This window comes from Bradyrhizobium sp. USDA 4451 (assembly GCF_054822585.1).
In genome coordinates, this window is record NZ_JBTRCH010000001.1 from 4,030,526 (window position 1) to 4,054,803 (window position 24,278).

Sequence of the window (24,278 nt, forward strand, 5' to 3'; positions counted from 1 at the left end):
CCTTTTTGTGGAGTTCGTGATGCTGTCGGTGTTCGTTCCCTCCGATTTCTCCCTCAAGAAGGTCGCCGCCACCGACCTCGGCGCGCTGCCCGAGGGCGCGGTCTGGGTCGATCTGGTGAACCCGACCGTGGAGGAGGACCGGGCCGTCGAGAAGCTCGCGGGGATCGCAGTTCCGACCCGGGAAGACATGCAGGAGATCGAGATCTCCAGCCGGCTCTATATCGAGAACAGCGCGCGCTACATGACCGCGACGCTGATGTGCCATTCCGACACCGACATGCCGCGCACCACGGCGGTCACCTTCATCCTGACCAGCCATCGCCTGGTCACGGTGCGCTACGACCTGCCGAAACCGTTCGCGCTGGTCGAGAACAAGCTGGCCCGCGCCTGTTCCCCCGGCATCACCGGCGAGCAGGTGCTGATGGAACTGCTGGATGCCGTGATCGACCGCTGTGCCGATCTGCTGGAGCGCTGTGGCGCCGACATCGACCAGGTCTCGCACGACATCTTCGAGCCGGAGAGCGAGCGCCACGGCCACGCCAAGCAATATTCGCAGATCCTGATCGCGATCGGCCGCAAGGGCGACCTGACCTCGAAGGTTCGCGAAAGCCTGGTCTCGATCGGCCGCCTCGTCACCTTCCTGTCCGCGATCGTGGAAGGGGTGAAATGGTCCAAGGACATGCGCGAGCAGCTCAAGACCATGCAGCGTGACGTGGCCTCACTGACCGATCACGCCTCCTATCTCTCCAACAAGATCACCTTCGTGCTCGACGCCATGCTCGGCGTGGTCAATCTGGAACAGAACAACATCATCAAGCTGTTCTCGGTGATGGCGGTGGTCTTGATGCCGCCGACGCTGATCGCCTCGATCTACGGCATGAATTTCAAGATCATGCCGGAACTCGAATGGACGCACGGCTATCCGTTCGCGCTGGTGCTGATGCTGATCGCGGCGATCGTTCCGTACTGGATTTTCAAGTGGAAGAAGTGGCTGTAGCGCTTGTTCCATCGTCGCGTTTTGGGACGCGCTTTTCTGCCTTATTTCCTCTCCTAAAATTTGAGCGTTGCGCTGAACGTTTGGGCGAAACTTGTCTGCGATAACGCCCGCCTCGAAGCCGGAGGACAGCAATGGTTGAGAAGATCATAACGCCACGGCGTAACGTCATCGACTTTGCGCGCTATCAACAGGACCGCGCAGCAGGCAAGGTGCAGGCGATCTCGCCGAGACTTTGCCGTTACTGTGACGCGGCGCTGCTTGATGGCGAGGACGAAGACGACTGCTCCAGCGCGCTGAACGACGTCGCGCTGCGGCAAACTGAGAAGAAGTCACGCCGGTTTTACGCCGACTAGAGGCAGAAGCCTCGTCCGCGTCGTTACGCCTGCCATCGAAGCAATCCCTCTATCACGGCCGCGGCGGCGGCCGGGATCGCCTCGAACCCCTCGCTTCCTTCCCCGGAACACATCCAAGCCCGAAGCTCAGACGTGCTGGCCACCATTGATGTGGATCTCGGCGCCGTTCACGTAAGAGCTGGTCTCCGTGCACAGCACGTAGATGATCTTGGCGACCTCGTCGGGGGTGCCGAGACGATGCATCGGGATCTGCTGGTCGACGATCTTCTCGGTGCCGGGCGACAGGATCGAGGTGTCGATCTCGCCGGGCGCGATCGCGTTGACGCGAACGCCGACGCGGCCGAAGTCCGATGCCATTTCGCGCGTCAGCGCCGCCAGCGCCGCCTTCGAGGTCGCATAGGCCGCCCCCGCGAACGGATGCACGCGCGAGCCGGCGATCGAGGTGACGTTCACCACGGCGCCCTTGGCGTGCTTCAGCTCCTCGATCAGACCGCGCGCGATCATGATCGGAGCGAAGAAGTTGACGTGGAAAACGTGATTCCAGGTCTCGACGTCAGTGTCCATGGTGCCAAGCCGGCCGCCGCCGGGCGCCTTCGGCGAGATCGCGGCGTTGTTGACCAGCGCGTGCAGCTCGTCGTTGTCGAGCCGCCGCCGGATCTCGGAGATCGCGCGCACGGTGTCGTCATGGCTGCCGAGATCGACCTCGATGTGGTCTTCCGGCCCGGCGCCCCACGGACAGACCTCGGGGAAGGCATGCCGCGACAGGGTGATGACGCGCCAGCCGGCGGACGAGAACCGGATCGCTGTGGCGTGGCCGATGCCGCGGCTCGCGCCGGTCAGGAGCAGCGTGCGCCGCGGCGCATTGGAAGGGCGGGTCATCGACGGGGTTCTTTCGTTTTCGTCATGCGCAGCATCGTGCCGGGCATCGACGTCCTTGAACGATGGAGGATCAAGCCGTCGATGGCCGGGGTCATCTTACACGAAGACGCGCTTCGTACTTTCGCCCTTCCATGACGGTCGCGGCTTTTTCAGGGATAGAGCCGCACCTTCGACCAGGCGCTGCCGGCGCCATCGCGGCGGAATTCGATGCGGTCGTGCAGGCGATACGGGCGGTCGTGCCAGAACTCGATGCGCTGTGGCGTGATCCGCCAGCCGCTCCAGCCCGGCGGCCGCGGCACCTCGCCGATGACATATTTCGCGCCGGCCTTGGCGATCGCCTGCTCGAAGGCGAAGCGGCTCTCCAGCGGCTGCGACTGCTTGCTGGCCCAGGCGCCGATCTGGGCCTGCTTCGGCCTTGTGGCGAAATAGGCGTCGGCCTCGGCATCGGTGACCGGCGCGACCGGCCCGCGGATGCGCACCTGGCGGCGCAGCGATTTCCAGTGAAACAGTAAAGCCGCCTTAGGATTTGCGGCCAATTCGCGGCCCTTGGCGCTGGCAATGTGACTGTAGAACACGAAGCCGTCGGCATCGAAGCCCTTCATCAGCACCATCCGCACGTCGGGCAGGCCGTCGGCGTCGACGGTCGACAGCGCCATCGCGTTCGGATCGTTCGGCTCGGACTTGACCGCTTCCGCAAACCATTCGCCGAACAGGGCGAACGGCTCCTCCGCCGCGGTGAAATCACCCGATGTTAACGGTGTCGGGTGTTTGATGGAGGTCGTGTCGGTCATGTCAGGAGTCCCGATTTGCATCCGCCCGCGTCAGACAACGCGTTCCTGGCCCTATATAGGGCATGGGGGCGCGTTGGCCTATCGGTGATCCGCCCCGCGGGCGCGGTGGTGACCTTGATCGTTGTCGGCGTCGGCGCCAGCGGCTGCAGCCTGTCGCGCACCGATGCCTTCGCCAAGATCGACGACAAGGATGTGACGGGCTCGATCAGCCCGACTCTGGTCAACGCGCCGATGCCGACCGACAGCGATCTCGCCTTCGCCCGCAACGCCGCCTCCGACGTGCTGACCAAGGGCGACAAGGATTCCAGCCAGCCTTGGGAAAACCCCGAAACCGGCGCGCGCGGCTCGGTGACGCCGCTGGCCCAGGCCTACTCGGGCGAGGACGGCAAGACCTGCCGGGATTTCCTCGCCAGCTATGTCAACGGAACCACCGAAAGCTGGCTCCAGGGCGCCGCCTGCAAGGCTGGACAAGGGCGGTGGGAAATCCATAGTTTGAAGCCGTGGAGAAAGTCCTGAGGTTCCGGCTGGAGTCGGTCCAGGACTAGTTGCAAAAATGCCACTGACCCCCCACATCAAGGCGAGGTGGGCCCGGATGGGCTCCCAGCCAGAATCGATTTTCCCGTGAAGGAGACGTGACGGATGCGCGACCCCTATGAGGTCTTGGGGGTGCAGCGGAGCGCCAGCGCTGCGACGATCAAGAGCGCCTATCGCAAGCTCGCCAAGAAGCATCACCCCGACAACAACAAGAACGACCCGAAGGCGGCGGCCCGCTTTGCGGAGATCAACACCGCCAACGAGATCATCGGCGACGAGGACAAGCGCAAGCAGTTCGATCGCGGCGAGATCGATGCCGACGGCAAGCCGCGCTTCCAGGGCTTCCCTGGCGGCGGCGGTGCCGGCGGCCGTGCCGGTCCGGGTGGCTTCGAGTACAGCTTCCGCAGCGGCCCTGGCGGCGGCATGGGGGGCGGCAGCTTCGAGGACATCCTCAACAGCATGTTCGGCAATGCCGCGCGGGGCGGCGGCGCCCGCGCGGGCCGCGCCAGTCCGTTTGAATTCGATGGCGGCGGGGTCGGCGTCGACCTCGATCTGTCGGTCGCAATGACGGTGTCGCTGGAGGAATCGGTCAGGGGCGGCGACAAGCGAGTCCGCCTGCCGACCGGCCGCGAGCTCAACGTCAAGATTCCGCCCGGCGTCACCGCGGGCCAGCAGATCCGGCTGAAGGGGCAGGGCGACACTGCGCCGGGCCATCCGCCCGGCGATCTCCTGATCACGATCTCGATCGCGCCGCATCCGTTCTTCAAGGTCGACGGCAACGATCTCAGGATCGATCTGCCGGTGACGCTGTACGAGGCGGTGCTGGGCGGCAAGGTGCGGGTGCCGACGCTGGGCAGCGCGGTCGAGCTGTCGATCCCGAAGAACACCTCGAGCGGCCGCACCTTCCGCCTCAAGGGCAAGGGGCTGCCGAAGGCGGGGGCTGTCGGCGACCTCTACGTCACCACCCGCATCATCCTTCCCGATGGGAACGATGCCGAGCTTGAGGCATTGATGCAGACGTGGCGGGAGCGTAACCCCTATAATCCGCGCAGCGATCTCGGCTGACCGCCGAGGGCGCGTCCCTAAGACGCGAAGACGCGAAACTGCAACTACCCCGGACTCTATCGGGGTAGACGCGGCGCCGTGAGCGCGTCAAAGGATGACCGGCCGTCCGTACTCCTGGTCTGCGGCGTGCAGACCGGATGGCGGAAAAAGGAGTGCGGCCTCGAGAGGGGGACCAGCGCGGTACACAAAACCCCAATCGAGGCCGCGTGCGCCGATCGGCGGATCGGGCGCTGATCATCTTCGCGTGAGCATCCGGTGCGATAATGAGACGCGGCAATGACGCGAATCGAAATTTTCAATGTCGGAATTGGGACGCTGAGTGAGGCTGGATTCACTTACTCGAAACGGCACAATGTCGCGACACGATCTCCCGTAGAATTACGGGAGATCAGCTTTTCTCCATCTGATCGTACACGGCCTGAGCGACCTGGTTCAGGCGGCTGCGGTCGGTGCCGCCGCTGACCACATAGGCGACACCGCGATCGGCCCAGAACAATGCGCCGTCGCTGCCCTGCACGGCATAACGCATCTGGGTCGCCTCGGTCTTGGCCTTGGCGGTGTAGACCGTGAAGCGCTCGCCGGACGTGCTCTCATACATCAGGAACGACGCCGGCCCGCTCGGCCCGGGCAGCAGGCGGCCGCCGACCAGCTTCAGCCCGCTGAGCTCCGGCGCCCGGACGTCCCAGCCGCAGCGCTTGGTCAGCCATTGCTGCAGATGGTCGCGCTCGCTGCCGGGCACCTCCACGGGATGGCGGACCTCGACCACGTAGAGCCGGTGCGCATCGAGCGCATCAAGCGTGAAGCTCTGGAAGGTCGATGGTGCAGCCGTAGCGCCGCGCGCGATCCAGCCCACGCTGCCGCCGGCGATGAAGGCGACCAGCGTTGCCGCCACCGCACCATAGACCCAGCGGCGCGGCTGGCGCACCAGCCGTTCGAGCTCGAGCCGCTTCGGCACCGCCTCGTCCAGCACGCCGTCGTAGCGCGCATGCAGCGTCTCGGCCATCGCGCGCCATGACTGCACCCGCGCCGCGTCGTCAGGATGGGTGGCGAGCCAGGCCTCGACATCGCCGCGGCGTTCGGCCGGCAGCTCGTTGTCGACGTAAGCGTGCAGCTCGTCTTCGGTGACGGGGATGTTCGGGTTCGTCATATCAGTCGTCTCTGCCAAATCCTGTTCGAAAATCGTTCAAGCGAAACAGCTCAAGCGAAACAGCTGCCATCGCGCACGTTATCATTTCACCCGCCTGAGCGCCGGGCGCTGGCCCTCGATCGAGGCCCGCACATGGGCGCGTGCGCGGGCGAGGCGGGACATCACGGTGCCGATCGGTACGCCCTGGATGTCGGCGACCTCGCGGTAGCTCATGCCCTCCAGCATCACCAGCAGCAGCACCGAGCGTTGCTCCTCGACCAGCGTCGACAGCGCGCGCTCGATGTCGCGTCCCTCGGCCTCGGTGCCGCTGGCATCGGCATTGTTGTCGAGCAGCGGCATCAAAGGCGGCCGCCGCGCCAGCGAGCGCCTGCGGTTCTTGTTCAGGTTGGTCAGGATCGTATAGAGCCAGCTCCTGACGTCGCCGCCGAGAAACAGCCGCTCCGAGCGCAGCGCCCGCACCAGCGTGTCCTGCACCAGATCGTCGGCGATATCGGTGTCGCGCGTCAGCGCCCGCGCATAGCGGCGGAGCGCCGGAATCATGGCTTCGACACTTTGGCGAAACGCGGTCATGCATCCAGTCTTCGATGGTCTCGGCGATGGTCTGCCTTGTCCAGCATAACACCCTAACGGCGTGGCTATTCCGGTTGCATCGATCTGCGCGCAGAGCGCCTCAGCTGCGGCGGATTTGGACTTGTCGCCAGGCGAAGCGCTGGTGTACCTCCGAGCCGGAAAATTCGAGGCGTGGAAGCCTGTGGTGAGGCGCCCGACAGCTCAGGATCAGCCGTTACGGGAATGCCGGTGCCAACCATCTATTACATCCGTCACGGCGAGACCGCTTGGAACGCCGAAGGCCGGCTTCAGGGCGCGCAGGACATCGCGCTCAACGAGCGCGGTCGCGCCCAGGCGGGGCATGCCGGACGCATCCTCGGCGATCTGCTGGCGCGCGACGGCCGTGACAAGGCGACGCTGCCGTTCGTCGCGAGCCCGCTGATCCGGGCACGCGCCACCATGGAGCTGGTGCGCGCCGAGCTAGGCCTGCCGCCGGGCGACTACGCCCTCGACGCGCGGCTGCGCGAGATCGGCTACGGCACGTGGGAGGGCTCGACCTTGGCGCAGGCGCAGGCCGCCGACCCCGTCGTCTATGCCCGCCGCCTGACCGAGAAGTGGCAGGTCGCGCCGGAGGGTGGCGAGAGCTATGTCGAGGTGCAGGCGCGGATGACCGACTGGTACCATTCGGTGACGTCGGACACCGTCGCCGTCGCCCATGGCGGCACGGCGCGGGCGCTGATGGTGGCGCTCGGCTTCGAGACCCCGGCCTCGGCCGCCGAGCTTTATATCGAGCAGGGCGCGGTCTACGTGTTCGGCGCGGCGGGCCTGCGGAAATATAGTTAAAGCCAGTAACTCTCTCCATCGTCATTCCCCGGTGCGCAATTGCGCACCTGAGGGCGACGCGTAAGCGTCGAGCCCGGAATCCATCAGGCCGCGTGTCCCGTGGGCCAATGGATTCCGGGCTCTCGCTTCGCGAGCCCCGGAATGACGACCTGGACGGCTATGCCCGGCCCTGACGAAGTCGAGGTTTGACCCCGCTGCCTCCGCGCGTTACGACACGCCATGTCCTTCAACACCTTCGGCCATATGTTCCGCGTCACGACCTTCGGCGAGAGCCATGGGGTCGCGATCGGCTGCGTGGTGGACGGCTGCCCGCCGATGATCCCGCTGACCGTGGAGGAGATCCAGCACGATCTCGACCGCCGCCGGCCCGGCCAGTCGCGCTTCACCACCCAGCGCCAGGAGCCGGACGCGGTGAAGATCCTGTCCGGCGTGATGGCGCATCCGGAAACCGGCGTGCAGGTCACGACCGGCACGCCGATCGCGCTGTTGATCGAGAACACCGATCAGCGCTCGAAGGACTATTCTGAGATCAAGGACAAGTTCCGCCCCGGCCATGCCGACTTCACCTATGAAGCGAAATACGGCCTGCGCGATTATCGCGGCGGCGGCCGTTCCTCGGCGCGCGAGACCGCGACCCGCGTCGCGGCCGGCGCGATCGCGCGCAAGGTGCTGCCCGACGTGAAGGTGCGCGGTGCGCTGGTGCAGATGGGCCCGCACAAGATCGACCGCGAGAAGTGGGACTGGGACGAGATCGCCAACAACCCGTTCTTCTGTCCCGACAAGGACAAGGCGGCGTTCTTCGAGAGCTATCTCGACGGCATCAGGAAGAGCGGCTCCTCGATCGGTGCCGTCATCGAGGTCGTCGCCGAAGGCGTGCCGGCCGGGCTCGGCGCGCCGATCTATGCAAAACTCGACAGCGATCTGGCGTCGGCGATGATGAGCATCAACGCGGTCAAGGGCGTCGAGATCGGTGCCGGCTTCGGCGCCGCCGAACTCACCGGCGAGGAGAACGCCGACGAGATGCGGACCGGCAACAATGGCACGCGCTTCCTGTCCAACCATGCCGGCGGCGTGCTCGGCGGCATCTCGACCGGCCAGCCCGTGGTGGTGCGCTTTGCGGTCAAGCCGACATCCTCGATCCTGACCACGCGCCGCACGGTGGATCGCAAGGGCGCCGATACCGACATCCTGACCAAGGGCCGCCACGATCCCTGCGTCGGCATCCGTGCGGTGCCGGTCGGCGAGGCCATGATGGCCTGCGTGCTGGCCGATCATTTTCTGCGCGACCGCGGGCAGACCGGGCGCTGATCCCCTATATCCTATATAATGGCGGTACCAGACCGCCTTGGGGACTGCCATGAACGCGTCGGAGCTTCGGGATATCATCGCATGGATGATCGGCGGCGCGCGATCGGCGCCGACCCCGGTGCAGATGATGGCGGAATGCTGCGAACGGCTGACGCGGGCCGGGCTGCCGCTGTGGCGCATCGGCGTCTTCGTGCGCACGCTGCATCCCGAGATCTACGGCCGGCATTTCCTCTGGAAGCCCGGCGCCGAGGTCGAAACCGGCACCGTCGCGCACAACATCGAGGAGTCCCCGGACTTCGCCGTCAGCCCGCTGCGGATCGTCTTCAAGCAAGGTGTTGAAGTACGCGCGCGGTTCGACGACCCCTCGAGCAAACGCTTTCCCATTGTCGAGGACCTGCAAGCCGAGGGCGTCACCGACTATATCGCGGTGCCGCTGATCAACACCGACGGCCGCCCCAATGCGTCGAGCTGGACCACCAAGCAGCCGGGCGGCTTCACCGACGAGCAGCTCGATGCGATCCGCTCGATCGCCGTGCCGCTGGCGCGCTACATCGAAATCGTGACGCTGCGCCGCACCGCCTCGCTGCTGCTTGATACCTACGTCGGCAACCGCGCCGGCGAGCGCATCATGGGCGGCCAGATCCGGCGCGGCCATGCCGACACGATGGATGCCGCGATCTGGCTGTCCGACCTGCGCGGCTTCACCGCGCTGTCGGACCGCCTGCCGGCCGAGACCGTCGTCGAGATCCTCAATCTCTATTTCGACTGCCAGGTCACCGCGATCCGCGACCATGGCGGCGAGGTGCTCAAATTCATGGGCGACGGCCTGCTCGCGGTGTTTCCGGTCGACGAATATCTCGGCGACGAGGTGCAGGTCTGCTCGCGGGTGCTGGATGCCGCGCGCGCTTCCCGCGCAGGCGTCGAGGCGCTGCAATTCCCCAACGGCGATGCGGTCGAGCGTTTCCGCTTCGGCGTCGCGCTGCATCTCGGGCGCGTGCTCTACGGCAATATCGGCGGCGGCAACCGGCTCGATTTCACCTGCATCGGTCCGGCGGTCAATCTCGCGGCACGGCTCGAGAGGATCGCCGGCCGTCTCGGCCGCACCGTCGTCGCCTCCGAGCGCTTCGCCGGCATCCATGATGGCGGCTGGAGCGATCTCGGCGAGTTTCCGATCGCGGGATTTGCCAAGGCCGAACGGGTCTACGGCCTGTTCGACGAGGCGCCGGTCGCGGCTGCGAGCTAGCCGCCGGTGTGACGTGGCTGACACGAACGCGCAGCATCGCAAGGGGATTGCGCTGGTCGTGGCGGCGGCTGTGGCCTGGAGTACCGCGCCGTTCTTCACCCGGCTGCTGCACTTCGATTCCTGGACCATCCTGTTCTGGCGCGGCCTGTTCGGCGGCGGCGCGATCGCGCTGTTCCTCCTCGCCACGCAAGGCCGGCGCGGCGTGCGCGATCTCGTCGCGATGCCGGCGAGCGGATGGCTGGTGGCCGGTCTCTCGACCTTCGGCATGGTGACGTTCATTCCGGCGCTGCAACTGACCAGCGTCGCCAATGTCGCCATCCTCATCGCGATGCAGCCGTTCGCGGCGGCCGCAATCGCCCGACTCTGGCTCGGCGAGCGGGCGCGGCCCGGCACATTGCTGGCAAGCCTCGTCGCGCTCGCGGGCGTCGCCATCACCGTCAGCGGCGCCGCAGGCGTTACGGATTACAGGGGCATTGGGCTCGCCTGCGTGATGGTGCTGGCGATTTCGCTGATGACGGTGGTGATCCGGCGGCACCGGGGCACGCCGATGATCGCTGCCGCGGCGCTCTCGAACTTTCTCGGTAGCGTCACCAGTCTGCCGCTCGGGCAGGGCATCGGCGCGGTTGGCGGCACCGATCTCGGCGTGCTCGCGATGTTCGGAGCGTGCCAGGTCGGGCTCGGGCTCACTTTGTTTACCGTCGGCTCCAGATTCCTGCCGTCCGGGCAGGCGTCGCTGATTGCCACCCTGGAGACGCCGCTGATGCCGTTCTGGGTATGGCTGGCGTTCGCCGAAGTGCCGTCGCTGCGCGCGCTCATCGGCGGCGCGATGGTGCTGGGGGCCGTCGTCGCAGACATCGTGGCCAGCCAGCGGGCCGAGTCAGCGCGACGGTGATGCCTGCTACTCTTCCGGCTCGGTGGTGAACAGCAGCGGATAGCCCTTGGCGCGGCCGGCGTCGGTGGCGCGCGTCGCCTTGGTTTCGGCGACATCCCTGGTGAACACCGCGACCACGCAGACGCCGCGCTGATGCGCGGTCAGCATCACCTTGTAGGCCTGGTCGTCGGTCATGCGGAATTCACCCTTCAGCACGGTGACGACGAACTCGCGCGGCGTGTAGTCGTCGTTGACCAGGATCACCTTGTGCAGGCGTGGCCGCTCGACCTTGGTCTTGGTTCGGGTTTTCGGCTTGACGACAGTATCTGGCATCGCACTCCCTCGCGATTGCCCCGTAAGACTACCGTCTTCCGGCAGCTGTTGGAACCGTTCGAATTGCACGGCGTCATTGCGGCAACGGCACGGCGCGTGCTGCCGCATTCGCGGCAAGTCACGTCGAACCTGCAAGCGCCTAACTCGAATGTGAAGGACAGATGATATCAGCGCTTTTCGCCGCCTGATTTGCGTGTCACCATGACGCGACACGACGGGAGGGCCGCAATGCGCTGGTATGTCTCGATCGGAGCGGTGCTTGTCGCGGGCATGCTGGCCAGCGGCGATGTGGCCGGTGTTGCCGCGCCCGGCCCGGGACCACAGACCGGCCGGCTGGCTGAAAAGGAATCCACGCCGAGCGTCGACATCGAGCTGATCATCGCGGTCGACGTCTCCTATTCGATGGACATGGACGAGCTGGCGATCCAGCGTGAGGGCTATGCGCAGGCGATCGTTTCCAAGGATTTCCTGCAGGCGCTGAAAGCCGGCCCGAACGGCAAGATCTCGATCACCTATTTCGAATGGGCCGCCTCCAACGACCAGAAGGTCATCATCCCCTGGCGGGTGATCGACGGTCCTGAATCCGCCGACGCGGTCTCCGCCGAGATCATGAAGACGCCGGTGCGGCGCGCCTCGCGCACCTCGATATCAGGCGCGATCTATTTCGCGATCCCGATGTTCGACGAGAATCCGCATCGCGGCCTGCGCCGCGTGATCGATATTTCCGGCGACGGACCCAACAACAACGGCGCACCGATCACGCCGGCGCGCGATGCGGCTCTCGACAAGGGCATCGTCATCAACGGCCTGCCGATCATGGTCAAGGAGCCGTCCTACTCGACGATGGACATCGAGAATCTGGATTACTATTACGAGGATTGCGTGATCGGCGGACCCGGCTCCTTCGTGGTGACGATCAAGGATCGCGAGAAATTCAAGGAGGCGATCCGCACCAAGCTATTGCTCGAGGTCGCCGGCCGCACTCCCGAGCGCCCGGTGGTGCGGACCGCCGAGAAGGAGCCGCGGGTCAGTTGCATGATCGGCGAGAAGATCTGGCAGGATCGCTGGGGGCGGTAGCTGTGATGTAGGACGGGTAGAGCGAAGCGAAACCCATCATTCTAGCCGCGAAGAAGAATTGATGGGTTTCGCTCCGCTCTACCCATCCTACAGTTCTTTGCTAGCCCAGCCTGCAAATCTTTGAAACGTCGCTTTCAAGTTCGCGCAGCACCTGCAACGCACCGGTATGCTCGCCGGCTCCGATCCGTCGCCAGACTTCGGCAACATGCGTAGCGAGGTCGCGGACCGTCACCGGAAAATTCGCGGCCTGCGCCAGCGCGCCCTTCTCGTTGATCAGATATTGCCCGTTCAGCGCAAACAGCACCTGTGCGATGCAGGCCAGCGCGCGATAGGCGCAGCCGGCGATGTGCGTGCTGTCGCCGCGCGGCAATGCGAGCTCGGCATTCTCGATCGCGAACAGGATTTCCCATTGGAAACGCCGCACGAGAGCATCGCGCAGCGCCGGCGGGTAGGGCGCAGTCCGCGCCTTCAATGCCGCGATCAGGCCGTCGGGATCATGCAGGACGCGGCACAGCGCGATCTCGCCCATCCAGATCGCCGAGCAGAAGCCGTGCGGATGGCCGGGCTGGTAGTGCATGCTGATCTCGCCGCCGCGGCAGGCATCGATGACAGCGGTGACCTGGTCGACGCTGCGGTAGAGCAGGTCGACCTTGCGGCCGCCGATCGCAAGCCAGGCGCCGCCGACGATCCATGGTCCCCATTCGCCGACCGGCGTCACATGCGCAGCAGCGGGATCGTCGACCAGAGCCGCAACCGCCGCGCGCAGCTGGTCGATATCGAGAGTGGCGTCATCCCGGTAGTAGATACCGAGATCGTAATCCGACATTTCATGTGCTGTGCCGCGCGCCCGCGAGCCGCCGAGCACAATGGCGGTGACGCCGGGCACGGCGGCGAGGATGGGAATGATGCGCGCGAGCAGCGGATCGTGGGACATGCAGGGCGGACTATAACGAGACTGCCACGCGCTGCGATAGTCGCAGCGTCGTCTCAGCGCGCAAACCGTGCCACCAGCTCGATATGCGGCGTGTGACGGAACTGATCGGCCGGGGTGACATCGGCGAGCTTGTAGCCGCCATCGATCAGGATCTTTGCGTCGCGCGCAAAGGTCGCGGCGTTGCAGGACACCGCGACGACCACCGGCACCTTGCTGGCCGCGAGCTGGGTGACCTGCGCCTGCGCGCCCTGACGCGGCGGATCGAACACGACGGCGTCATAGTCGCGCAATTCCTGCGGCATCAAGGGGCGGCGGAACAGGTCGCGCGCCTCGGCCTTCAGCGGCTTCAGCCCCGGCGTCGTCTGCGCGGCCTTCTGCAGCGCCGCGATCGCGCCGGCGTCGCTGTCGAACGCCGCGATCCGCGCCTTCTCCGCGAGGCGGAGCGCAAACGGGCCGACGCCGCAAAACAGATCGGCGATGTGCTTGGCGCGACCGCAATGCGCACGAACCAGCGCCGCAAGCGTCTCCTCGCCCTTGACGGTGGCCTGCAGGAACGAGCCCGGCGGCAGCACGACCTTCGCCTTGCCGATCGCAATCTCGGGCGAGCCGCGCTGCAGCACCAGTTCGCCGTGCCGGGTCAGCCGTGCCAGCCGGTGCTTTTCGGCGACCCGCGACAAGGTGGTGATCAGGCTGGTCGGCAGCGAGCCTGAGCCGCGCACGTCGATGTCGAGGCCGTTGAGCGTCGCGGTCACCTGGATGTCGAGCGGCTTGCCGATCGAGATCAGCGGCTCGGCGACCGCCCAGGGCCGCCTCGAGCGCGCCGTCGAGCGCGGGATCGAGGATCGGGCAGCGGTCGACGGGAACGATGTCGTGCGAACCGGCAGCGGCGAAGCCGACCTTGAGGACCTCATGGGTGCCCATGCGCCCGTGCAGCGTGATGCGGCGGCGGCCCGCGCCGTGCGCGTCGAGCAGCGGCGCGACCTCGGCGTCGATCCTGGCCTGCGCCAGCGTTTCCACGACAATGTTGCGCTTCCAGGCGTGGTAAGGCGCCTCGCTCCAGTGCTGGATCGCACAGCCGCCGCAGACACCGAAATGCGGACAGAACGGCGCGATGCGCTCGGGGCTTTGCTGGGTGACCCGCAGCAGCCGCCGCCGGTCGGGATGATTGCCGGGGACGTCCTCGACCTCGACGGTTTCGCCGGCCAGCGTGTAGGGCACGAAGATCGACTGCGCGCCGTCGATCGCGACGCCGTCGCCACGGTGGCCGACATGGTCGATGGAGAGAAGCTCAGCCACGGCGGGCGCCGAGGAAGAATTCGATGTTGCCGTCGCCGCCTGGGATCGACGACGGGAACACCTCGATATCGGTGCAGCCCTGCGAGGCGGCAAAGGCGGCGATGTCGTCGCAGATCTGCTGGTGCACCATCGCGTTGCGGATGACGCCGCGCTTGGAGTGTTTGCGGGCCGCCTCGAACTGCGGCTTGATCAGCGCCAGCAGATGCATGGGGGCTGCCGCCAGCGACAGCGCCACCGGCAGCACCAGCTTCAGCGAGATGAAGCTGACGTCGATCACCACGACGTCGGGCCGCGCCGGCAGGCGCTTGCCCTCGAAATTCCTGATGTCGGTCTCCTCCATGGAGACGATCTTCGGATGCCCTTGCAGCGACGGGTGCAGCTGGCCGTGCCCGACATCGACGGCGAAGACGAGGCTCGCACCGTTCGCGAGCAGCACTTCGGTGAAGCCGCCGGTCGAGGCGCCGACATCGAGACAGACATGGCCCTCGACGTCGATCGGGTAGTGCTCGAGCGCGCCGGCAAGCTTGACGCCGCCGCGCGAGACATAGGGATGTGCCGGCTCGGCGGTGAGTACGGCGCCGGACGCGACGATCTCGGACGCCTTCGCAATCTGCTTGCCGTCGGCGGTGACGAGGCCGGCGTCGATCGCGGCGCGCGCCCGGGCCCGGCTCTCGAACAGGCCGCGTTCGACCAGCAGCACGTCGATGCGCTTGCCGGCGGAGGCGTTGTTGTCGTTGTCGCCCGCCTTGGTCACGTGTGTTTGCTCACTTGGCAGCCTGACGGCGCTGCGCGGCTGCGAGCCGCACGCAGGCCTCGAAGGAGGTGAGGTCGTGCCAGAGGTCGGCCGCCGGCTCGCGCGGGGTGACTAGCGGGCTGCCGTGCAGATCGAGCGCGTGCATCATCATCAGATTGTCCGGCAAGCCAAACTCTTCCACGGTCAGACCCTCCGCGTCGATCAGGCGTCCGTCGGATGCCGGCGCCACCTGGCTCAGCCGTGCCACGCGATTGGCGTAGGACGTGGGATCGTTCGAATAGGCGAGGCACAGCTTGCCGCGTCCCGCCATGTAGCCGAGTTCGTAGACGGTGCCTGCGTCGGCACTGGGGCCGCGAAACGGCGTCAAATTGGCGATGATGGCGTCGGCGGACTCCATCATCGCCTCGTTGCTCTTGAAGATGCTGAGCGACGCGCCGGCGACGGTCGGATTGATGCTGTTGTCGAGCGGGTACAGCCCGGTCAGCCCGTGGTAGGCGCAGACCTCCGCCTTGCGGCGGCCGATCTCCACGGCATCCGGCAGGAATACGTCAGGACCTGCCAGATAGATTCTCATGGACGTGCCGGTGCTATGGCGTTTCGTGCAAACAGGAAGCCAGAGCTCCGGTTCTGATTCAATCAGAACCGGAAATCCTCGGGCCGCCCGGAACGATTACGCGAGCTTGACGGTCTCGGTCTTGTAGTCCTTGCCGAGGGTTTCGAACACCTTGGCAACGATGCTCTTGGCGTCGAGACCGGCGCGGGCATACATCGCCGCCGGCGTGTCGTGATCGAGGAACACGTCGGGCAGGATCATCGAGCGGAACTTGAGCATGCCGCTGTCGAGCATCGCGTTGTCGGACAGGAACTGCATGACATGCGAGCCGAAGCCGCCGATCGAGCCTTCCTCGATCGTGATCAGGATCTCGTGGTCGCGGGCGAGCTTCATGATCATCTCTTCGTCGAGCGGCTTCATGAAGCGCGCGTCAGCGATGGTGGCGGAGAGGCCGTGGGCGGCGAGCTCGTCGGCGGCCTTCTCGCACTCGGCGAGGCGGGTGCCGAACGACAGCAGCGCGACCTTCTTGCCCTCGCGGATGATGCGGCCCTTGCCGATCGGCAGGGGAACGCCGACTTCCGGCATTTCGACGCCGCGGCCTTCGCCGCGCGGATAACGCAGCGCGCTCGGACGGTCGTTGATCGCAACCTGCGTCGCCACCATGTGCACCATCTCGGCCTCGTCGGCGGCAGCCATGATCACGAAGTTCGGCAGGCAGCCGAGATAGGCGTTGTCGAACGAACCGGCATGGGTCGCGCCGTCGGCACCGACCAGGCCTGCGCGGTCGATCGCGAAGCGGACCGGCAGGCTCTGGATCGCGACGTCATGGACCACCTGGTCGTAGCCGCGCTGCAGGAAGGTCGAGTAGATCGCGCAGAACGGCTTGTAGCCCTCGGTGGCGAGGCCGGCGGCGAAGGTCACCGCATGCTGCTCGGCGATGCCGACGTCGAAGGTGCGGTCGGGGAACGCCTTGTTGAAGATGTCGACGCCGGTGCCCGACGGCATCGCCGCGGTGATGGCGACGATCTTGTCGTCCTTCTGGGCTTCCTTGACCAGGCTCTGGCCGAACACGTTCTGGTAGGCCGGCGCATTCGGCTTGGCCTTGGCCTGGGTGCCGGTCGCGACGTCGAACTTGACCACGGCGTGGTACTTGTCGGCGGAGGCTTCGGCCGGGCCGTAGCCCTTGCCCTTCTGGGTCACGACGTGAACCAGGATCGGCCCGGTCTCCATGTCGCGGACGTTCTTCAGCACCGGCAGCAGATGGTCGAGGTTATGACCGTCGATCGGGCCGACGTAATAGAAGCCGAGTTCCTCGAACAGCGTGCCGCCGTCCATCATGAAGCCGCGGGAATATTCCTCGACGCGGTTGGCGCGGTTGGCGAGGATCTTCGGCAGGCGCTTGTTGATCTGCTTGGCGGCCTCGCGCAACGAGCGGTAGGTCTTGCCCGAGTAGAGGCGCGACAGATAGGCGCTCATCGCGCCGACCGGCGGCGCGATCGACATGTCGTTGTCGTTGAGGATCACGATCAGGCGCGAGTTCATCGCGCCGGCATTGTTCATGGCCTCATAGGCCATGCCCGCTGACATCGCGCCGTCACCGATCACGGCGATAACGTTGTTCTTGCCGCCGGAGAGGTCGCGCGCCACGGCCATGCCGAGGCCGGCCGAGATCGAGGTGGAGGAGTGCGCGGCGCCGAACGGATCGTAGTCGCTCTCGGTGCGCTTGGTGAAGCCGGAGAGGCCGCCGCCGGTGCGCAGGGTACGGATGCGGTCGCGGCGGCCGGTCAGGATCTTGTGGGGATAGGCCTGATGGCCGACGTCCCAGATCAGGCGGTCGCGCGGGGTGTCGAAGATGTAGTGGATGGCGGTGGTCAGCTCGACGACGCCGAGGCCGGCGCCGAAGTGGCCGCCGGTCACCGACACGGCATCGATGGTTTCCTGGCGGAGCTCGTCGGCAACCTGCCGCACCTGCTCGACCTTCAGCTTGCGCAGGTCATCGGGCGTGTGAATAGTGTCAAGAAGCGGCGTTTTACTAAATGTGGTCACAGCGAATTTCCAATTTTTGCCTGTCGGAACGAACCGCCCGACGCGAGATGGGTTGGCGCGCACATCGCGCAGCGAATGCCAGACATCGGGTGCCGCCCCGGCAGACCGTGCCTGGTTGTAAGCCTCAATTCACTCCGGATTGGACCACGTGATATGCATCACCTTGGTCGCTCTTCACCCGTCCCGGTTCAGTTTTGTCGAACCATTCGAGATGCATGCCGCCCGAAAAATTCGGGCCGCCGGCCACCCTCAAATGCCCATAGAACTGGAAGCATTACACCAAAGCTGTAGCCAAAGCCAACCCGATCGGGGGTGCAGGGTTCCTATGCGCCGCATTGAAAAGCCTAGCCTTTTCAATGCCTGCGCCGGGTTCCGGTTCCACTTCGCCCATTTTTGCGGCAACCGGACGGTCCGGATCGGCCTGATTCGCGGCCGCACCCGATCGCCGCGGCGAGCTCCGCGTCGTCACGGAATGCTGGAAACACGCAGCAACAATCGCCCGCCGTGGCGGACATCGTGTCGCACGATCGGAGGTGCGAAACGCCCGCGGCGCTACTGCACGTCGAGCGGCTCGGTGCCGGTCGGCTGGCCCGAGGCGTCGGTGGTGATCTTGTCGACGCGGGCTTCGGCCTGGCGCAGCAATTCCTCGCAGCGCCGCTTCAGCGCTTCACCGCGCTCGTAGATCGCAACCGATTCCTCAAGCGGGACCTTGCCGTCCTCGAGCCGCTTGACGATCGATTCGAGCTCCTCGATCGCGCGTTCGAAGGACAGCTTCTTGACGTCGGCTTGAGTGTTTTCGGCCATTCTTTGCGTTCCCGATTGCGTGGATCAGATCGCAACCTGATCTTGTCGTCCAAACATGACCCGTCGCAGGCCATGTTTGCCCCGGCGCAGAATCAATCGAATTTTTGCGGACGTATTGTGGCGGGTATTTACGCGCCCATCAATGCGGTGACATGAGATGCCACCGACTCTTTCAGGCCCTCGAGGTCGTAGCCGCCTTCCAGCACGGAGACGACCCGGCCGCCGGCGCTCTTGTCGGCAACATCCATCAGCTTGCGCGTGACCCAGCCGAAATCCTCAGCCGTGAGGTTGATCGAGGCCAGGGGATCGCGGTGATGCGCGTCGAAGCCTGCCGAAATCACGACAAGTTCGGGCGAGAATTTTTCGAGCTGCGGCAGGATCAGGTTCTCGAACGCGGCGCGGAACTTGGCGCCGCCGTCGCCCGGCGCCAGCGGCGCGTTGACGACGGTGTCGTGCTCGCCGCGCTCGCCCGAAGCGCCGGTGCCGGGAAATAACGGCATCTGGTGCGTCGAGCAGTACATCACGGTGGGGTCGGCCCAGAAGATATCCTGCGTGCCGTTGCCGTGATGGACGTCGAAATCGACGATCGCGGCGCGCTTGATGCCGTATTTGCGCTGCGCGTGGCGGGCGGCGATCGCGACATTGTCGAAGAAGCAGAAGCCCATCGGCGTCGACTTCTCGGCATGATGTCCCGGCGGGCGCACCGCGACGAAGGCGTTCTGATGCTTGCCCTCCATCACCGCTTCGGTCGCGGCCACCGCGCCGCCGACGCCGCGCATCACGGCTTCCCAGGTGCCCGGCGACATCGAGGTGTCGCCGTCGATATAGATCATGCCCGAGGTCGGCGCGATGTGACGCAGCTCACCGACATAATGCTCGCCGTGGCAGAGCAGCACGGTGTCGAGGTCGCCCTCCGGCGCGAGGTCGCGCACCAGCGCCTTGAAGCGGTCCTCGCCGAGCACCTCGGCAACCGCGCGCAACCGGTCGGGGCGTTCGGGATGTCCGGGCGGGGTGAGATGGTTGAGGCAGGCGGTGTGCGTCAGAAGCAGTGTCATGCAAATTCCCGGCGCAATGGAGGCGCGTGCGAGGACGCATGATCCGGAAAAGTGCGCAGCGGTTTTCCGGACAAGATCATGCGCGAACGACCCCTAATCTAGGCCGTTAGCGGCGTTCCGGAAAGGGCCCGCCCTGAGCCGGTCCTCACCTTTTCGGGACAGCGACCGAACGTGGAGGCAAAAGCCGAACTCATTCCACGTCATTGCGAGGAGCTACGCGACGAAGCAATCCATGCAGCCGCATGCGCGGATGGATGGATTTGCTTCGCGGAGCCTGTCATCCAGCGGCGCCGCGCGCCGACCGGGTGGCTCGCAATGACGAAGGATGCAGGGTGTTCCATGCCCGCACGTCTTTCAATTGATCCGCTCAATTGATCCGCTCGATCCGCTTTCCGGCCGCCGGGCCGACCGGGCTGTTGACCTTGAAGTACGCATAGAGCGCGTCGACGTCGTAGATGCCGAACTGCTGCGCTGCTCCTTGCTTGAATACGGTGAAGCCGTCGCCGCCTTCGGCGAGATAATTGTTCACGGTGACGCGGTAGCTCGCGGGGGCCGGGTCGATCGGCTTGCCGTCGAGCGACATCCGCTCGGCGATGATGCGCGCGCCGTCGCCCTTGCTCGCATCCCATGCATAGCCAAAGCCCTTCGAGACCTGCAGGGCGCGCGGCCGTTTCGGGTCGGCCCATTGCTGCTCCAGCACGTCCTTGAGCTGCTTGCCGGTCAGCGTCATCGTCACAAGCTGGTTGCGGAACGGCTGGCTGGCGAAGATATCGGCATAGGTGACCGCGCCGTCCTCGCGCTTGACGATGTCGGTGCGCACGCCGCCGGGATTGGTGAAGGCGATCACCGCGCCGCCATTCGGCTCCGAAGCGGTCGCAGCGAGCTGCGCGTCGGCGACGATATCGCCGAGCACGCTCTCGCCGGTCTCGGTGGGCATACGCGATAGCGTTTCCGTGACCGAGCCGGCCGCGCGATTGGCGATCGGCGCGGCCAGCCGGTCATAGGATTCCAGGAGCGCGCTCTGCTCCGGATCCTTGGCCGTGCCGCCGATTTTCACGATGGTGTTGGCGGCCGTGGCGCTGATCACGTCACGGCTCTTCGGATCGAGCTTGAGATCGAATGCGGTGACCAGCGTGCCGTATTTGTCGCCCGATGTGACGAGACGTCCGTCGATCTCGCAGACATAGGCCTGGTGGGTATGGCCTGAGATCACGACGTCGACCGCGCGATCGAACTTCTTGACGATGTCGACGATCGGGCCGGAGATCCCTGGGCATTCATTGTAGTCGCCGGTCGGGAAGCCGCCCTCATGGATCAGCACCACGATGGCCTCGACGCCCTTGGCCTTCAGCTCAGGGACCAGCGCATTGACGGTGTCGGCCTCGTCGTGGAAGTCGAGGCTGGCGACGCCGGCCGGTGACACCAGGTTCGGGGTGTTCTTCAGCGTCAGCCCGATGAAGGCCACCGGAATGCCGTCGAATTCCTTGATCTCGTAGGGCGGAAAAACCGTCTTGCCGGTGCTCTTGTCGAAGGTGCTCGCCGCCAGATAATGGAATTTGGCCCCTAGGAAGGGATGCGGGCCCCGGCACTGGTCGACCGGGTGACAGCCGCCATTCTGCATCCGCAGCAACTCGTCCTTGCCCTCGTCGAATTCGTGATTGCCGACCGAGGAGATCGCAAGCCCCATCATCGAGAGCGACTCGATGGTCGGCTCGTCATGAAACATCGCCGACAAGAACGGGCTCGCGCCGATCAGGTCGCCGGCGGCGACGAAGATGTTGTTCTTGTGTCCGTCGCGCAACTGCTTGACGACGGTCGCCATCCGCTCGGAACCGCCGGCGGGCACCATGATCTTCTTGGTCGCGTCGGCGGGATCGGTGATGCGGATGCCGCCCGGCGGCGGCCGCAGGTAGCCGTGGAAGTCGTTGATCGCGAGAACGCGCAAGTCGACCGGCGCTGCGCCCTGCGCCAGGCAGGGACTTGCTGCGGCGAGGCCAAGCGCGAAGAACGCGGCGAGGGGCGTGAGGCGGGGCTGTCTCATGACCTGTCCATGGAGCACACGATCATGGCGCGACGCCACTACAATTTTGCGACGCTTCGTTTCAATCCTTCGCGCGCGCCATGAACGCCTTGAAGGCGGCGATCGCCTCGTTGGAGCGCATCCGCTCGCTGAACAAATGGTTCTCCTGCTCGATGCGGCGGGTGACGTCCTCCGGCGGCAGCCGGATCAGGCGCCGCGAGGTCGCCACCGCCTCGGCCGGCAGCGCGCAGATCTCGCGCGCCACCTTGTGCGCCTCGACCTCGGCATGTCCCGGCGCCACCACTGTGTTGACGAAGCCGGCGACGCGGGCGTCGTCGGCCGACATGGTGCGGCCCATCACCAGCATCGCAAACGCCCGCTGGTGGCCCATCATCCGGGGCATCAACAGGCTGGAAGCGCCTTCCGGCACCAGCCCGAAATTGGAGAACGGCGTCGAGAACAGCGCGGTCTTGCTCGCCAGCACGTAGTCGCAGTGAAACAACATGGTGGTGCCGATGCCCATCGCGACGCCGTCGACGGCGGCGATGATCGGCTTCACATTGTGGGCCAGCGAATACAGGAACTTGACCAGGTCCGAGGCGGGCGGCGTGTCGCCGGTCGAGGTGCCCTGCGCGAGCAAATCCTCGATGTCGTTGCCCGCAGTGAACACGCCGGAGCCGCCGGTGATGATCAGGCAGCGGATCTTCGGATTGTTCTGCGCCTTGTCGACCGCATCGCTGATCGCGCGAAACATCTCCTGGGTGATCGCGTTCTTCTTCTCGGGCCTGCGCAGCCGGATCACGCGTGTGGCGGCTTCGTCGGTCACTATGACATGCGCGGTCATCAAGCGGTCCCAGGGTCGGCCGGCGTCGTCGCCGGGCGGAAGCATGCCGCTATCCTACATGATCCGGTGCAAGCCCCAAGGGCTCCAGGCCGCTTTTCCCGGTAGGCGAGCATGAGAACGGCGCAATGCAGTTAACCGGATTTCCGCGCCTGCGGCGGGAGACGTTGGTCGTAGGCCGGTTTCGCGCGGTGAGGCCGAGGGGCCGCGCCATAATGGCGCAGTGGCGGCCGGCCTGCGGCGGCGTACCGCGCTCTCGACGAGTTTAAGTTCGGGCGAGAAACATTCCGCTGCCCGCAGCATTCCCCTCAAGTCCAGCCGGAGCCGACCCGGTGGTTCCGCGCTCGGCCGATGCGTGAGGAGGAGAGCGGCATGCAGATCTCCGGACATTTGGAACTATCCCGCCGCCATCTGTTGATTGTCGGAGCCGCCTCGCTGGCAGCGTCGTCGATCGCAACGCCGCCGCCCGCAACTGCCCAATCTGCCCCAACCGGAGCGCCCGTGATGACGCGAGTATCCTTTGACGTGAACGGCGAAACCCATCAGCTCGAGCTCGACACCAGGACCACGCTGCTCGATGCCCTGCGCGAGCACCTGCATCTGACCGGTACCAAAAAGGGTTGCGACCACGGCCAATGCGGGGCATGCACGGTGATCGTCGATGGGCGGCGGATCAATTCCTGCCTGACGCTGGCCGTGATGCATCAGGGCGACGAGATCACCACGATTGAAGGTCTCGGCACGCCGGACGGGTTGCATCCGTTGCAGGCGGCGTTCGTCGAGCACGATGGCTACCAATGCGGCTATTGCACACCGGGGCAGATCTGTTCGGCGGTCGCGGTGCTGGCCGAGGTCAAGGCCGGGATCCCGAGCCATGTCACCGATGACCTCAATGCGCCGGTGCGATTGACCAATGCCGAACTCCGCGAGCGCATGAGCGGCAACATCTGCCGCTGCGGCGCCTATTCCAACATCGCCGAGGCGATCAGCGAGGTCGCCGGGAGGAGCGCATGAGATCATTCAGCTATGAGCGCGCGAGTTCGCCGCGCGACGCGGCCGCCGCAGCTGCCGGCACCGCGCACGCGAAATTCATCGCCGGCGGCACCAATCTGCTCGACCTGATGAAGCTCGAGATCGAGACGCCGGCGCACCTGATCGACGTCAATGACCTCGCGCTCGACCGGATCGAGGAGGCCGCGGACGGCGGCTTGCGCATCGGTGCGCTGGTGCGCAACACCGATCTCGCCGCGGATCGGCGCGTGCGGCGCGACTATGGCGTGTTGTCGCGCGCGCTGCTCGCCGGTGCCTCCGGCCAGTTGCGCAACAAAGCGACCACCGCCGGCAATCTGTTGCAGCGGACGCGCTGTCCGTACTTCTATGACACCAATCTGCCCTGCAACAAGCGCAAGCCCGGCAGCGGCTGCGCCGCGATCGGCGGCTTCAGCCGCCAGCATGCGGTCGTCGGTGCGAGCGACGCCTGTATCGCGACCCACCCGAGCGACATGGCGGTGGCGATGCGCGCGCTCGACGCAGTGGTCGAGACGGTGCGGCCCGATGGCACCACGCGCAGCATCCCGATCGCCGCGTTGCATCGTCTGCCCGGCGACAGCCCCGAGCTCGAGACCACTCTGGAGTCCGGCGAATTGATCACGGCGGTGACGCTGCCCAAACCGATCGGCGGCACGCAGGCCTATCGCAAGGTCCGCGACCGCGCCTCTTACGCCTTCGCATTGGTCTCGGTCGCCGCGATCGTGCAGCGCGACGGCAGTGGCCGCGTCGCGCTCGGCGGCGTCGCGCACAAGCCATGGCGCGTCGAGGCGGCGGAGTCGGAATTGCCAAATGGTGCCAAGGCCGTCACCGCACGGCTGTTCGCCGATGCAAAACCGACCAAGGACAATGCGTACAAGCTGCCGCTCGCCGAGCGGACGCTGGCAGCGGTGCTGCGCGAGGCCAGAGCCTGAGACAGGCTTGAAATGAAGGCTTGA

At 65.8% G+C, this 24,278-nt stretch carries 24 protein-coding genes and 1 pseudogene; 11 read left to right on the plus strand and 14 right to left on the minus strand.

Annotation, left to right across the window (positions count from 1 at the left end; translation table 11 throughout):
* Positions 1 to 19: 19 nt before the first annotated feature.
* Positions 20 to 997 (plus strand): magnesium transporter CorA family protein, encoded by a 978-nt coding sequence (locus ACVMB0_RS18640; protein WP_456756205.1) that lies wholly within the window; start codon positions 20 to 22, stop codon positions 995 to 997.
* A 131-nt stretch (positions 998 to 1,128) separates the two neighbouring features.
* The gene (locus ACVMB0_RS18645; RefSeq protein WP_456756204.1) at positions 1,129 to 1,350 is read left to right on the plus strand and encodes a hypothetical protein; all 222 of its coding nucleotides are present in this window, start codon (positions 1,129 to 1,131) and stop codon (positions 1,348 to 1,350) included.
* A 126-nt stretch (positions 1,351 to 1,476) separates the two neighbouring features.
* Here ACVMB0_RS18645 and ACVMB0_RS18650 read toward each other — a convergent pair whose 3' ends face one another.
* Entirely contained in the window at positions 1,477 to 2,229 is a 753-nt protein-coding gene (locus ACVMB0_RS18650) for an SDR family NAD(P)-dependent oxidoreductase (protein ID WP_456756203.1), read from the minus strand.
* Positions 2,230 to 2,378: 149 nt separating this feature from the next.
* Positions 2,379 to 3,020 carry a pyridoxamine 5'-phosphate oxidase gene (gene pdxH / locus ACVMB0_RS18655; RefSeq protein WP_456756202.1) on the minus strand — a complete coding sequence of 214 codons (642 nt, stop codon included), beginning with the start codon at positions 3,018 to 3,020 and terminating at the stop codon, positions 2,379 to 2,381.
* A gap of 15 nt (positions 3,021 to 3,035) precedes the next feature.
* Here pdxH and ACVMB0_RS18660 point away from each other — a divergent pair, with 15 nt between their 5' ends.
* On the plus strand, positions 3,036 to 3,536 hold the full coding sequence (locus ACVMB0_RS18660) for an RT0821/Lpp0805 family surface protein (RefSeq protein WP_461347233.1): 501 nt from the start codon (positions 3,036 to 3,038) through the stop codon (positions 3,534 to 3,536).
* Between the two features lie 123 nt (positions 3,537 to 3,659).
* On the plus strand, positions 3,660 to 4,619 hold the full coding sequence (locus ACVMB0_RS18665; RefSeq protein WP_461347234.1) for a DnaJ C-terminal domain-containing protein: 960 nt from the start codon (positions 3,660 to 3,662) through the stop codon (positions 4,617 to 4,619).
* 388 nt (positions 4,620 to 5,007) lie between these two features.
* On the opposite strand, the gene ACVMB0_RS18670 is transcribed toward ACVMB0_RS18665, so the two are convergent.
* Positions 5,008 to 5,766: an anti-sigma factor family protein gene (locus ACVMB0_RS18670; protein WP_461347235.1), complete on the minus strand. Its 759-nt coding sequence runs from the start codon at positions 5,764 to 5,766 to the stop codon at positions 5,008 to 5,010.
* 81 nt (positions 5,767 to 5,847) lie between these two features.
* Positions 5,848 to 6,336, minus strand: coding sequence for a sigma-70 family RNA polymerase sigma factor (locus tag ACVMB0_RS18675; RefSeq protein WP_021076763.1), 489 nt, complete (start codon positions 6,334 to 6,336; stop codon positions 5,848 to 5,850).
* Between the two features lie 222 nt (positions 6,337 to 6,558).
* Here ACVMB0_RS18675 and ACVMB0_RS18680 point away from each other — a divergent pair, with 222 nt between their 5' ends.
* The 4 genes from ACVMB0_RS18680 to ACVMB0_RS18695 all read left to right on the plus strand — a co-directional run bounded on the left by ACVMB0_RS18680 (position 6,559) and on the right by ACVMB0_RS18695 (position 10,601).
* The gene (locus ACVMB0_RS18680) at positions 6,559 to 7,158 is read left to right on the plus strand and encodes a histidine phosphatase family protein (protein ID WP_461347236.1); all 600 of its coding nucleotides are present in this window, start codon (positions 6,559 to 6,561) and stop codon (positions 7,156 to 7,158) included.
* A 219-nt stretch (positions 7,159 to 7,377) separates the two neighbouring features.
* Positions 7,378 to 8,466 (plus strand): chorismate synthase, encoded by a 1,089-nt coding sequence (gene aroC, locus ACVMB0_RS18685; RefSeq protein ID WP_456756197.1) that lies wholly within the window; start codon positions 7,378 to 7,380, stop codon positions 8,464 to 8,466.
* Between the two features lie 49 nt (positions 8,467 to 8,515).
* On the plus strand, positions 8,516 to 9,709 hold the full coding sequence (locus ACVMB0_RS18690; RefSeq protein ID WP_456756196.1) for an adenylate/guanylate cyclase domain-containing protein: 1,194 nt from the start codon (positions 8,516 to 8,518) through the stop codon (positions 9,707 to 9,709).
* A 13-nt stretch (positions 9,710 to 9,722) separates the two neighbouring features.
* Positions 9,723 to 10,601 (plus strand): DMT family transporter, encoded by an 879-nt coding sequence (locus ACVMB0_RS18695; RefSeq protein ID WP_461347237.1) that lies wholly within the window; start codon positions 9,723 to 9,725, stop codon positions 10,599 to 10,601.
* A 6-nt stretch (positions 10,602 to 10,607) separates the two neighbouring features.
* On the opposite strand, the gene clpS is transcribed toward ACVMB0_RS18695, so the two are convergent.
* The gene (gene clpS / locus ACVMB0_RS18700; protein WP_021076758.1) at positions 10,608 to 10,913 is read right to left on the minus strand and encodes an ATP-dependent Clp protease adapter ClpS; all 306 of its coding nucleotides are present in this window, start codon (positions 10,911 to 10,913) and stop codon (positions 10,608 to 10,610) included.
* Positions 10,914 to 11,141: 228 nt separating this feature from the next.
* Here clpS and ACVMB0_RS18705 point away from each other — a divergent pair, with 228 nt between their 5' ends.
* The gene (locus ACVMB0_RS18705; RefSeq protein ID WP_212017953.1) at positions 11,142 to 11,990 is read left to right on the plus strand and encodes a DUF1194 domain-containing protein; all 849 of its coding nucleotides are present in this window, start codon (positions 11,142 to 11,144) and stop codon (positions 11,988 to 11,990) included.
* A 100-nt stretch (positions 11,991 to 12,090) separates the two neighbouring features.
* Here the strand turns inward: ACVMB0_RS18705 and ACVMB0_RS18710 are convergent, their stop codons facing one another.
* The 9 genes and pseudogenes from ACVMB0_RS18710 to ACVMB0_RS18750 all read right to left on the minus strand — a co-directional run bounded on the left by ACVMB0_RS18710 (position 12,091) and on the right by ACVMB0_RS18750 (position 22,296).
* Complete coding sequence (locus ACVMB0_RS18710; RefSeq protein ID WP_461347238.1) at positions 12,091 to 12,924, minus strand: nucleotidyltransferase domain-containing protein; 834 nt, start codon at positions 12,922 to 12,924, stop codon at positions 12,091 to 12,093.
* A gap of 53 nt (positions 12,925 to 12,977) precedes the next feature.
* A pseudogene (locus ACVMB0_RS18715) lies at positions 12,978 to 14,220 on the minus strand (class I SAM-dependent RNA methyltransferase).
* Positions 14,213 to 14,974 (minus strand): TlyA family RNA methyltransferase, encoded by a 762-nt coding sequence (locus ACVMB0_RS18720; RefSeq protein WP_461347239.1) that lies wholly within the window; start codon positions 14,972 to 14,974, stop codon positions 14,213 to 14,215. The pseudogene ACVMB0_RS18715 and the gene ACVMB0_RS18720 overlap by 8 nt, the downstream one beginning before the upstream one ends.
* A 10-nt stretch (positions 14,975 to 14,984) precedes the next feature.
* Positions 14,985 to 15,548: a nucleoside 2-deoxyribosyltransferase gene (locus ACVMB0_RS18725; RefSeq protein WP_461347240.1), complete on the minus strand. Its 564-nt coding sequence runs from the start codon at positions 15,546 to 15,548 to the stop codon at positions 14,985 to 14,987.
* Between the two features lie 96 nt (positions 15,549 to 15,644).
* Positions 15,645 to 17,573, minus strand: a complete 1,929-nt coding sequence (gene dxs / locus ACVMB0_RS18730; protein WP_456756190.1) for a 1-deoxy-D-xylulose-5-phosphate synthase — start codon at positions 17,571 to 17,573, stop codon at positions 15,645 to 15,647.
* A 552-nt stretch (positions 17,574 to 18,125) separates the two neighbouring features.
* A complete protein-coding gene (locus ACVMB0_RS18735; protein WP_028334494.1) occupies positions 18,126 to 18,377 on the minus strand; it encodes an exodeoxyribonuclease VII small subunit in 252 nt (83 codons plus the stop codon).
* A gap of 128 nt (positions 18,378 to 18,505) precedes the next feature.
* Positions 18,506 to 19,432, minus strand: coding sequence for a histone deacetylase family protein (locus ACVMB0_RS18740; protein WP_456756189.1), 927 nt, complete (start codon positions 19,430 to 19,432; stop codon positions 18,506 to 18,508).
* Positions 19,433 to 19,799: 367 nt separating this feature from the next.
* Positions 19,800 to 21,473, minus strand: coding sequence for a bifunctional metallophosphatase/5'-nucleotidase (locus ACVMB0_RS18745; RefSeq protein ID WP_461347241.1), 1,674 nt, complete (start codon positions 21,471 to 21,473; stop codon positions 19,800 to 19,802).
* 61 nt (positions 21,474 to 21,534) lie between these two features.
* The gene (locus ACVMB0_RS18750; RefSeq protein ID WP_456756597.1) at positions 21,535 to 22,296 is read right to left on the minus strand and encodes a crotonase/enoyl-CoA hydratase family protein; all 762 of its coding nucleotides are present in this window, start codon (positions 22,294 to 22,296) and stop codon (positions 21,535 to 21,537) included.
* A 369-nt stretch (positions 22,297 to 22,665) separates the two neighbouring features.
* Here ACVMB0_RS18750 and paoA point away from each other — a divergent pair, with 369 nt between their 5' ends.
* Together paoA and ACVMB0_RS18760 are read left to right on the plus strand one after the other, a co-directional pair.
* Positions 22,666 to 23,307, plus strand: coding sequence for an aldehyde dehydrogenase iron-sulfur subunit PaoA (gene paoA, locus ACVMB0_RS18755; protein WP_461347242.1), 642 nt, complete (start codon positions 22,666 to 22,668; stop codon positions 23,305 to 23,307).
* Positions 23,304 to 24,254 carry an FAD binding domain-containing protein gene (locus tag ACVMB0_RS18760; RefSeq protein WP_461347243.1) on the plus strand — a complete coding sequence of 317 codons (951 nt, stop codon included), beginning with the start codon at positions 23,304 to 23,306 and terminating at the stop codon, positions 24,252 to 24,254. Before paoA ends, ACVMB0_RS18760 begins: the two co-directional genes overlap by 4 nt.
* Positions 24,255 to 24,278: the final 24 nt, after the last annotated feature.

What these genes read in the sequence shown, in the direction of transcription:
- ACVMB0_RS18640 (WP_456756205.1), top strand. Translation starts at nt 20, where the DNA reads ATGCTGTCGGTGTTCGTTCCCTCCGATTTCTCCCTCAAGAAGGTCGCC.
- ACVMB0_RS18645 (WP_456756204.1), top strand. Translation starts at nt 1,129, where the DNA reads ATGGTTGAGAAGATCATAACGCCACGGCGTAACGTCATCGACTTTGCG.
- ACVMB0_RS18650 (WP_456756203.1), bottom strand. Translation starts at nt 2,229, where the DNA reads ATGACCCGCCCTTCCAATGCGCCGCGGCGCACGCTGCTCCTGACCGGC.
- pdxH (WP_456756202.1), bottom strand. Translation starts at nt 3,020, where the DNA reads ATGACCGACACGACCTCCATCAAACACCCGACACCGTTAACATCGGGT.
- ACVMB0_RS18665 (WP_461347234.1), top strand. Translation starts at nt 3,660, where the DNA reads ATGCGCGACCCCTATGAGGTCTTGGGGGTGCAGCGGAGCGCCAGCGCT.
- ACVMB0_RS18670 (WP_461347235.1), bottom strand. Translation starts at nt 5,766, where the DNA reads ATGACGAACCCGAACATCCCCGTCACCGAAGACGAGCTGCACGCTTAC.
- ACVMB0_RS18675 (WP_021076763.1), bottom strand. Translation starts at nt 6,336, where the DNA reads ATGACCGCGTTTCGCCAAAGTGTCGAAGCCATGATTCCGGCGCTCCGC.
- ACVMB0_RS18680 (WP_461347236.1), top strand. Translation starts at nt 6,559, where the DNA reads ATGCCGGTGCCAACCATCTATTACATCCGTCACGGCGAGACCGCTTGG.
- aroC (WP_456756197.1), top strand. Translation starts at nt 7,378, where the DNA reads ATGTCCTTCAACACCTTCGGCCATATGTTCCGCGTCACGACCTTCGGC.
- ACVMB0_RS18690 (WP_456756196.1), top strand. Translation starts at nt 8,516, where the DNA reads ATGAACGCGTCGGAGCTTCGGGATATCATCGCATGGATGATCGGCGGC.
- clpS (WP_021076758.1), bottom strand. Translation starts at nt 10,913, where the DNA reads ATGCCAGATACTGTCGTCAAGCCGAAAACCCGAACCAAGACCAAGGTC.
- ACVMB0_RS18705 (WP_212017953.1), top strand. Translation starts at nt 11,142, where the DNA reads ATGCGCTGGTATGTCTCGATCGGAGCGGTGCTTGTCGCGGGCATGCTG.
- ACVMB0_RS18710 (WP_461347238.1), bottom strand. Translation starts at nt 12,924, where the DNA reads ATGTCCCACGATCCGCTGCTCGCGCGCATCATTCCCATCCTCGCCGCC.
- ACVMB0_RS18725 (WP_461347240.1), bottom strand. Translation starts at nt 15,548, where the DNA reads ATGAGAATCTATCTGGCAGGTCCTGACGTATTCCTGCCGGATGCCGTG.
- ACVMB0_RS18735 (WP_028334494.1), bottom strand. Translation starts at nt 18,377, where the DNA reads ATGGCCGAAAACACTCAAGCCGACGTCAAGAAGCTGTCCTTCGAACGC.
- ACVMB0_RS18740 (WP_456756189.1), bottom strand. Translation starts at nt 19,432, where the DNA reads ATGACACTGCTTCTGACGCACACCGCCTGCCTCAACCATCTCACCCCG.
- ACVMB0_RS18745 (WP_461347241.1), bottom strand. Translation starts at nt 21,473, where the DNA reads ATGAGACAGCCCCGCCTCACGCCCCTCGCCGCGTTCTTCGCGCTTGGC.
- ACVMB0_RS18750 (WP_456756597.1), bottom strand. Translation starts at nt 22,296, where the DNA reads ATGACCGCGCATGTCATAGTGACCGACGAAGCCGCCACACGCGTGATC.
- paoA (WP_461347242.1), top strand. Translation starts at nt 22,666, where the DNA reads ATGCAGATCTCCGGACATTTGGAACTATCCCGCCGCCATCTGTTGATT.
- ACVMB0_RS18760 (WP_461347243.1), top strand. Translation starts at nt 23,304, where the DNA reads ATGAGATCATTCAGCTATGAGCGCGCGAGTTCGCCGCGCGACGCGGCC.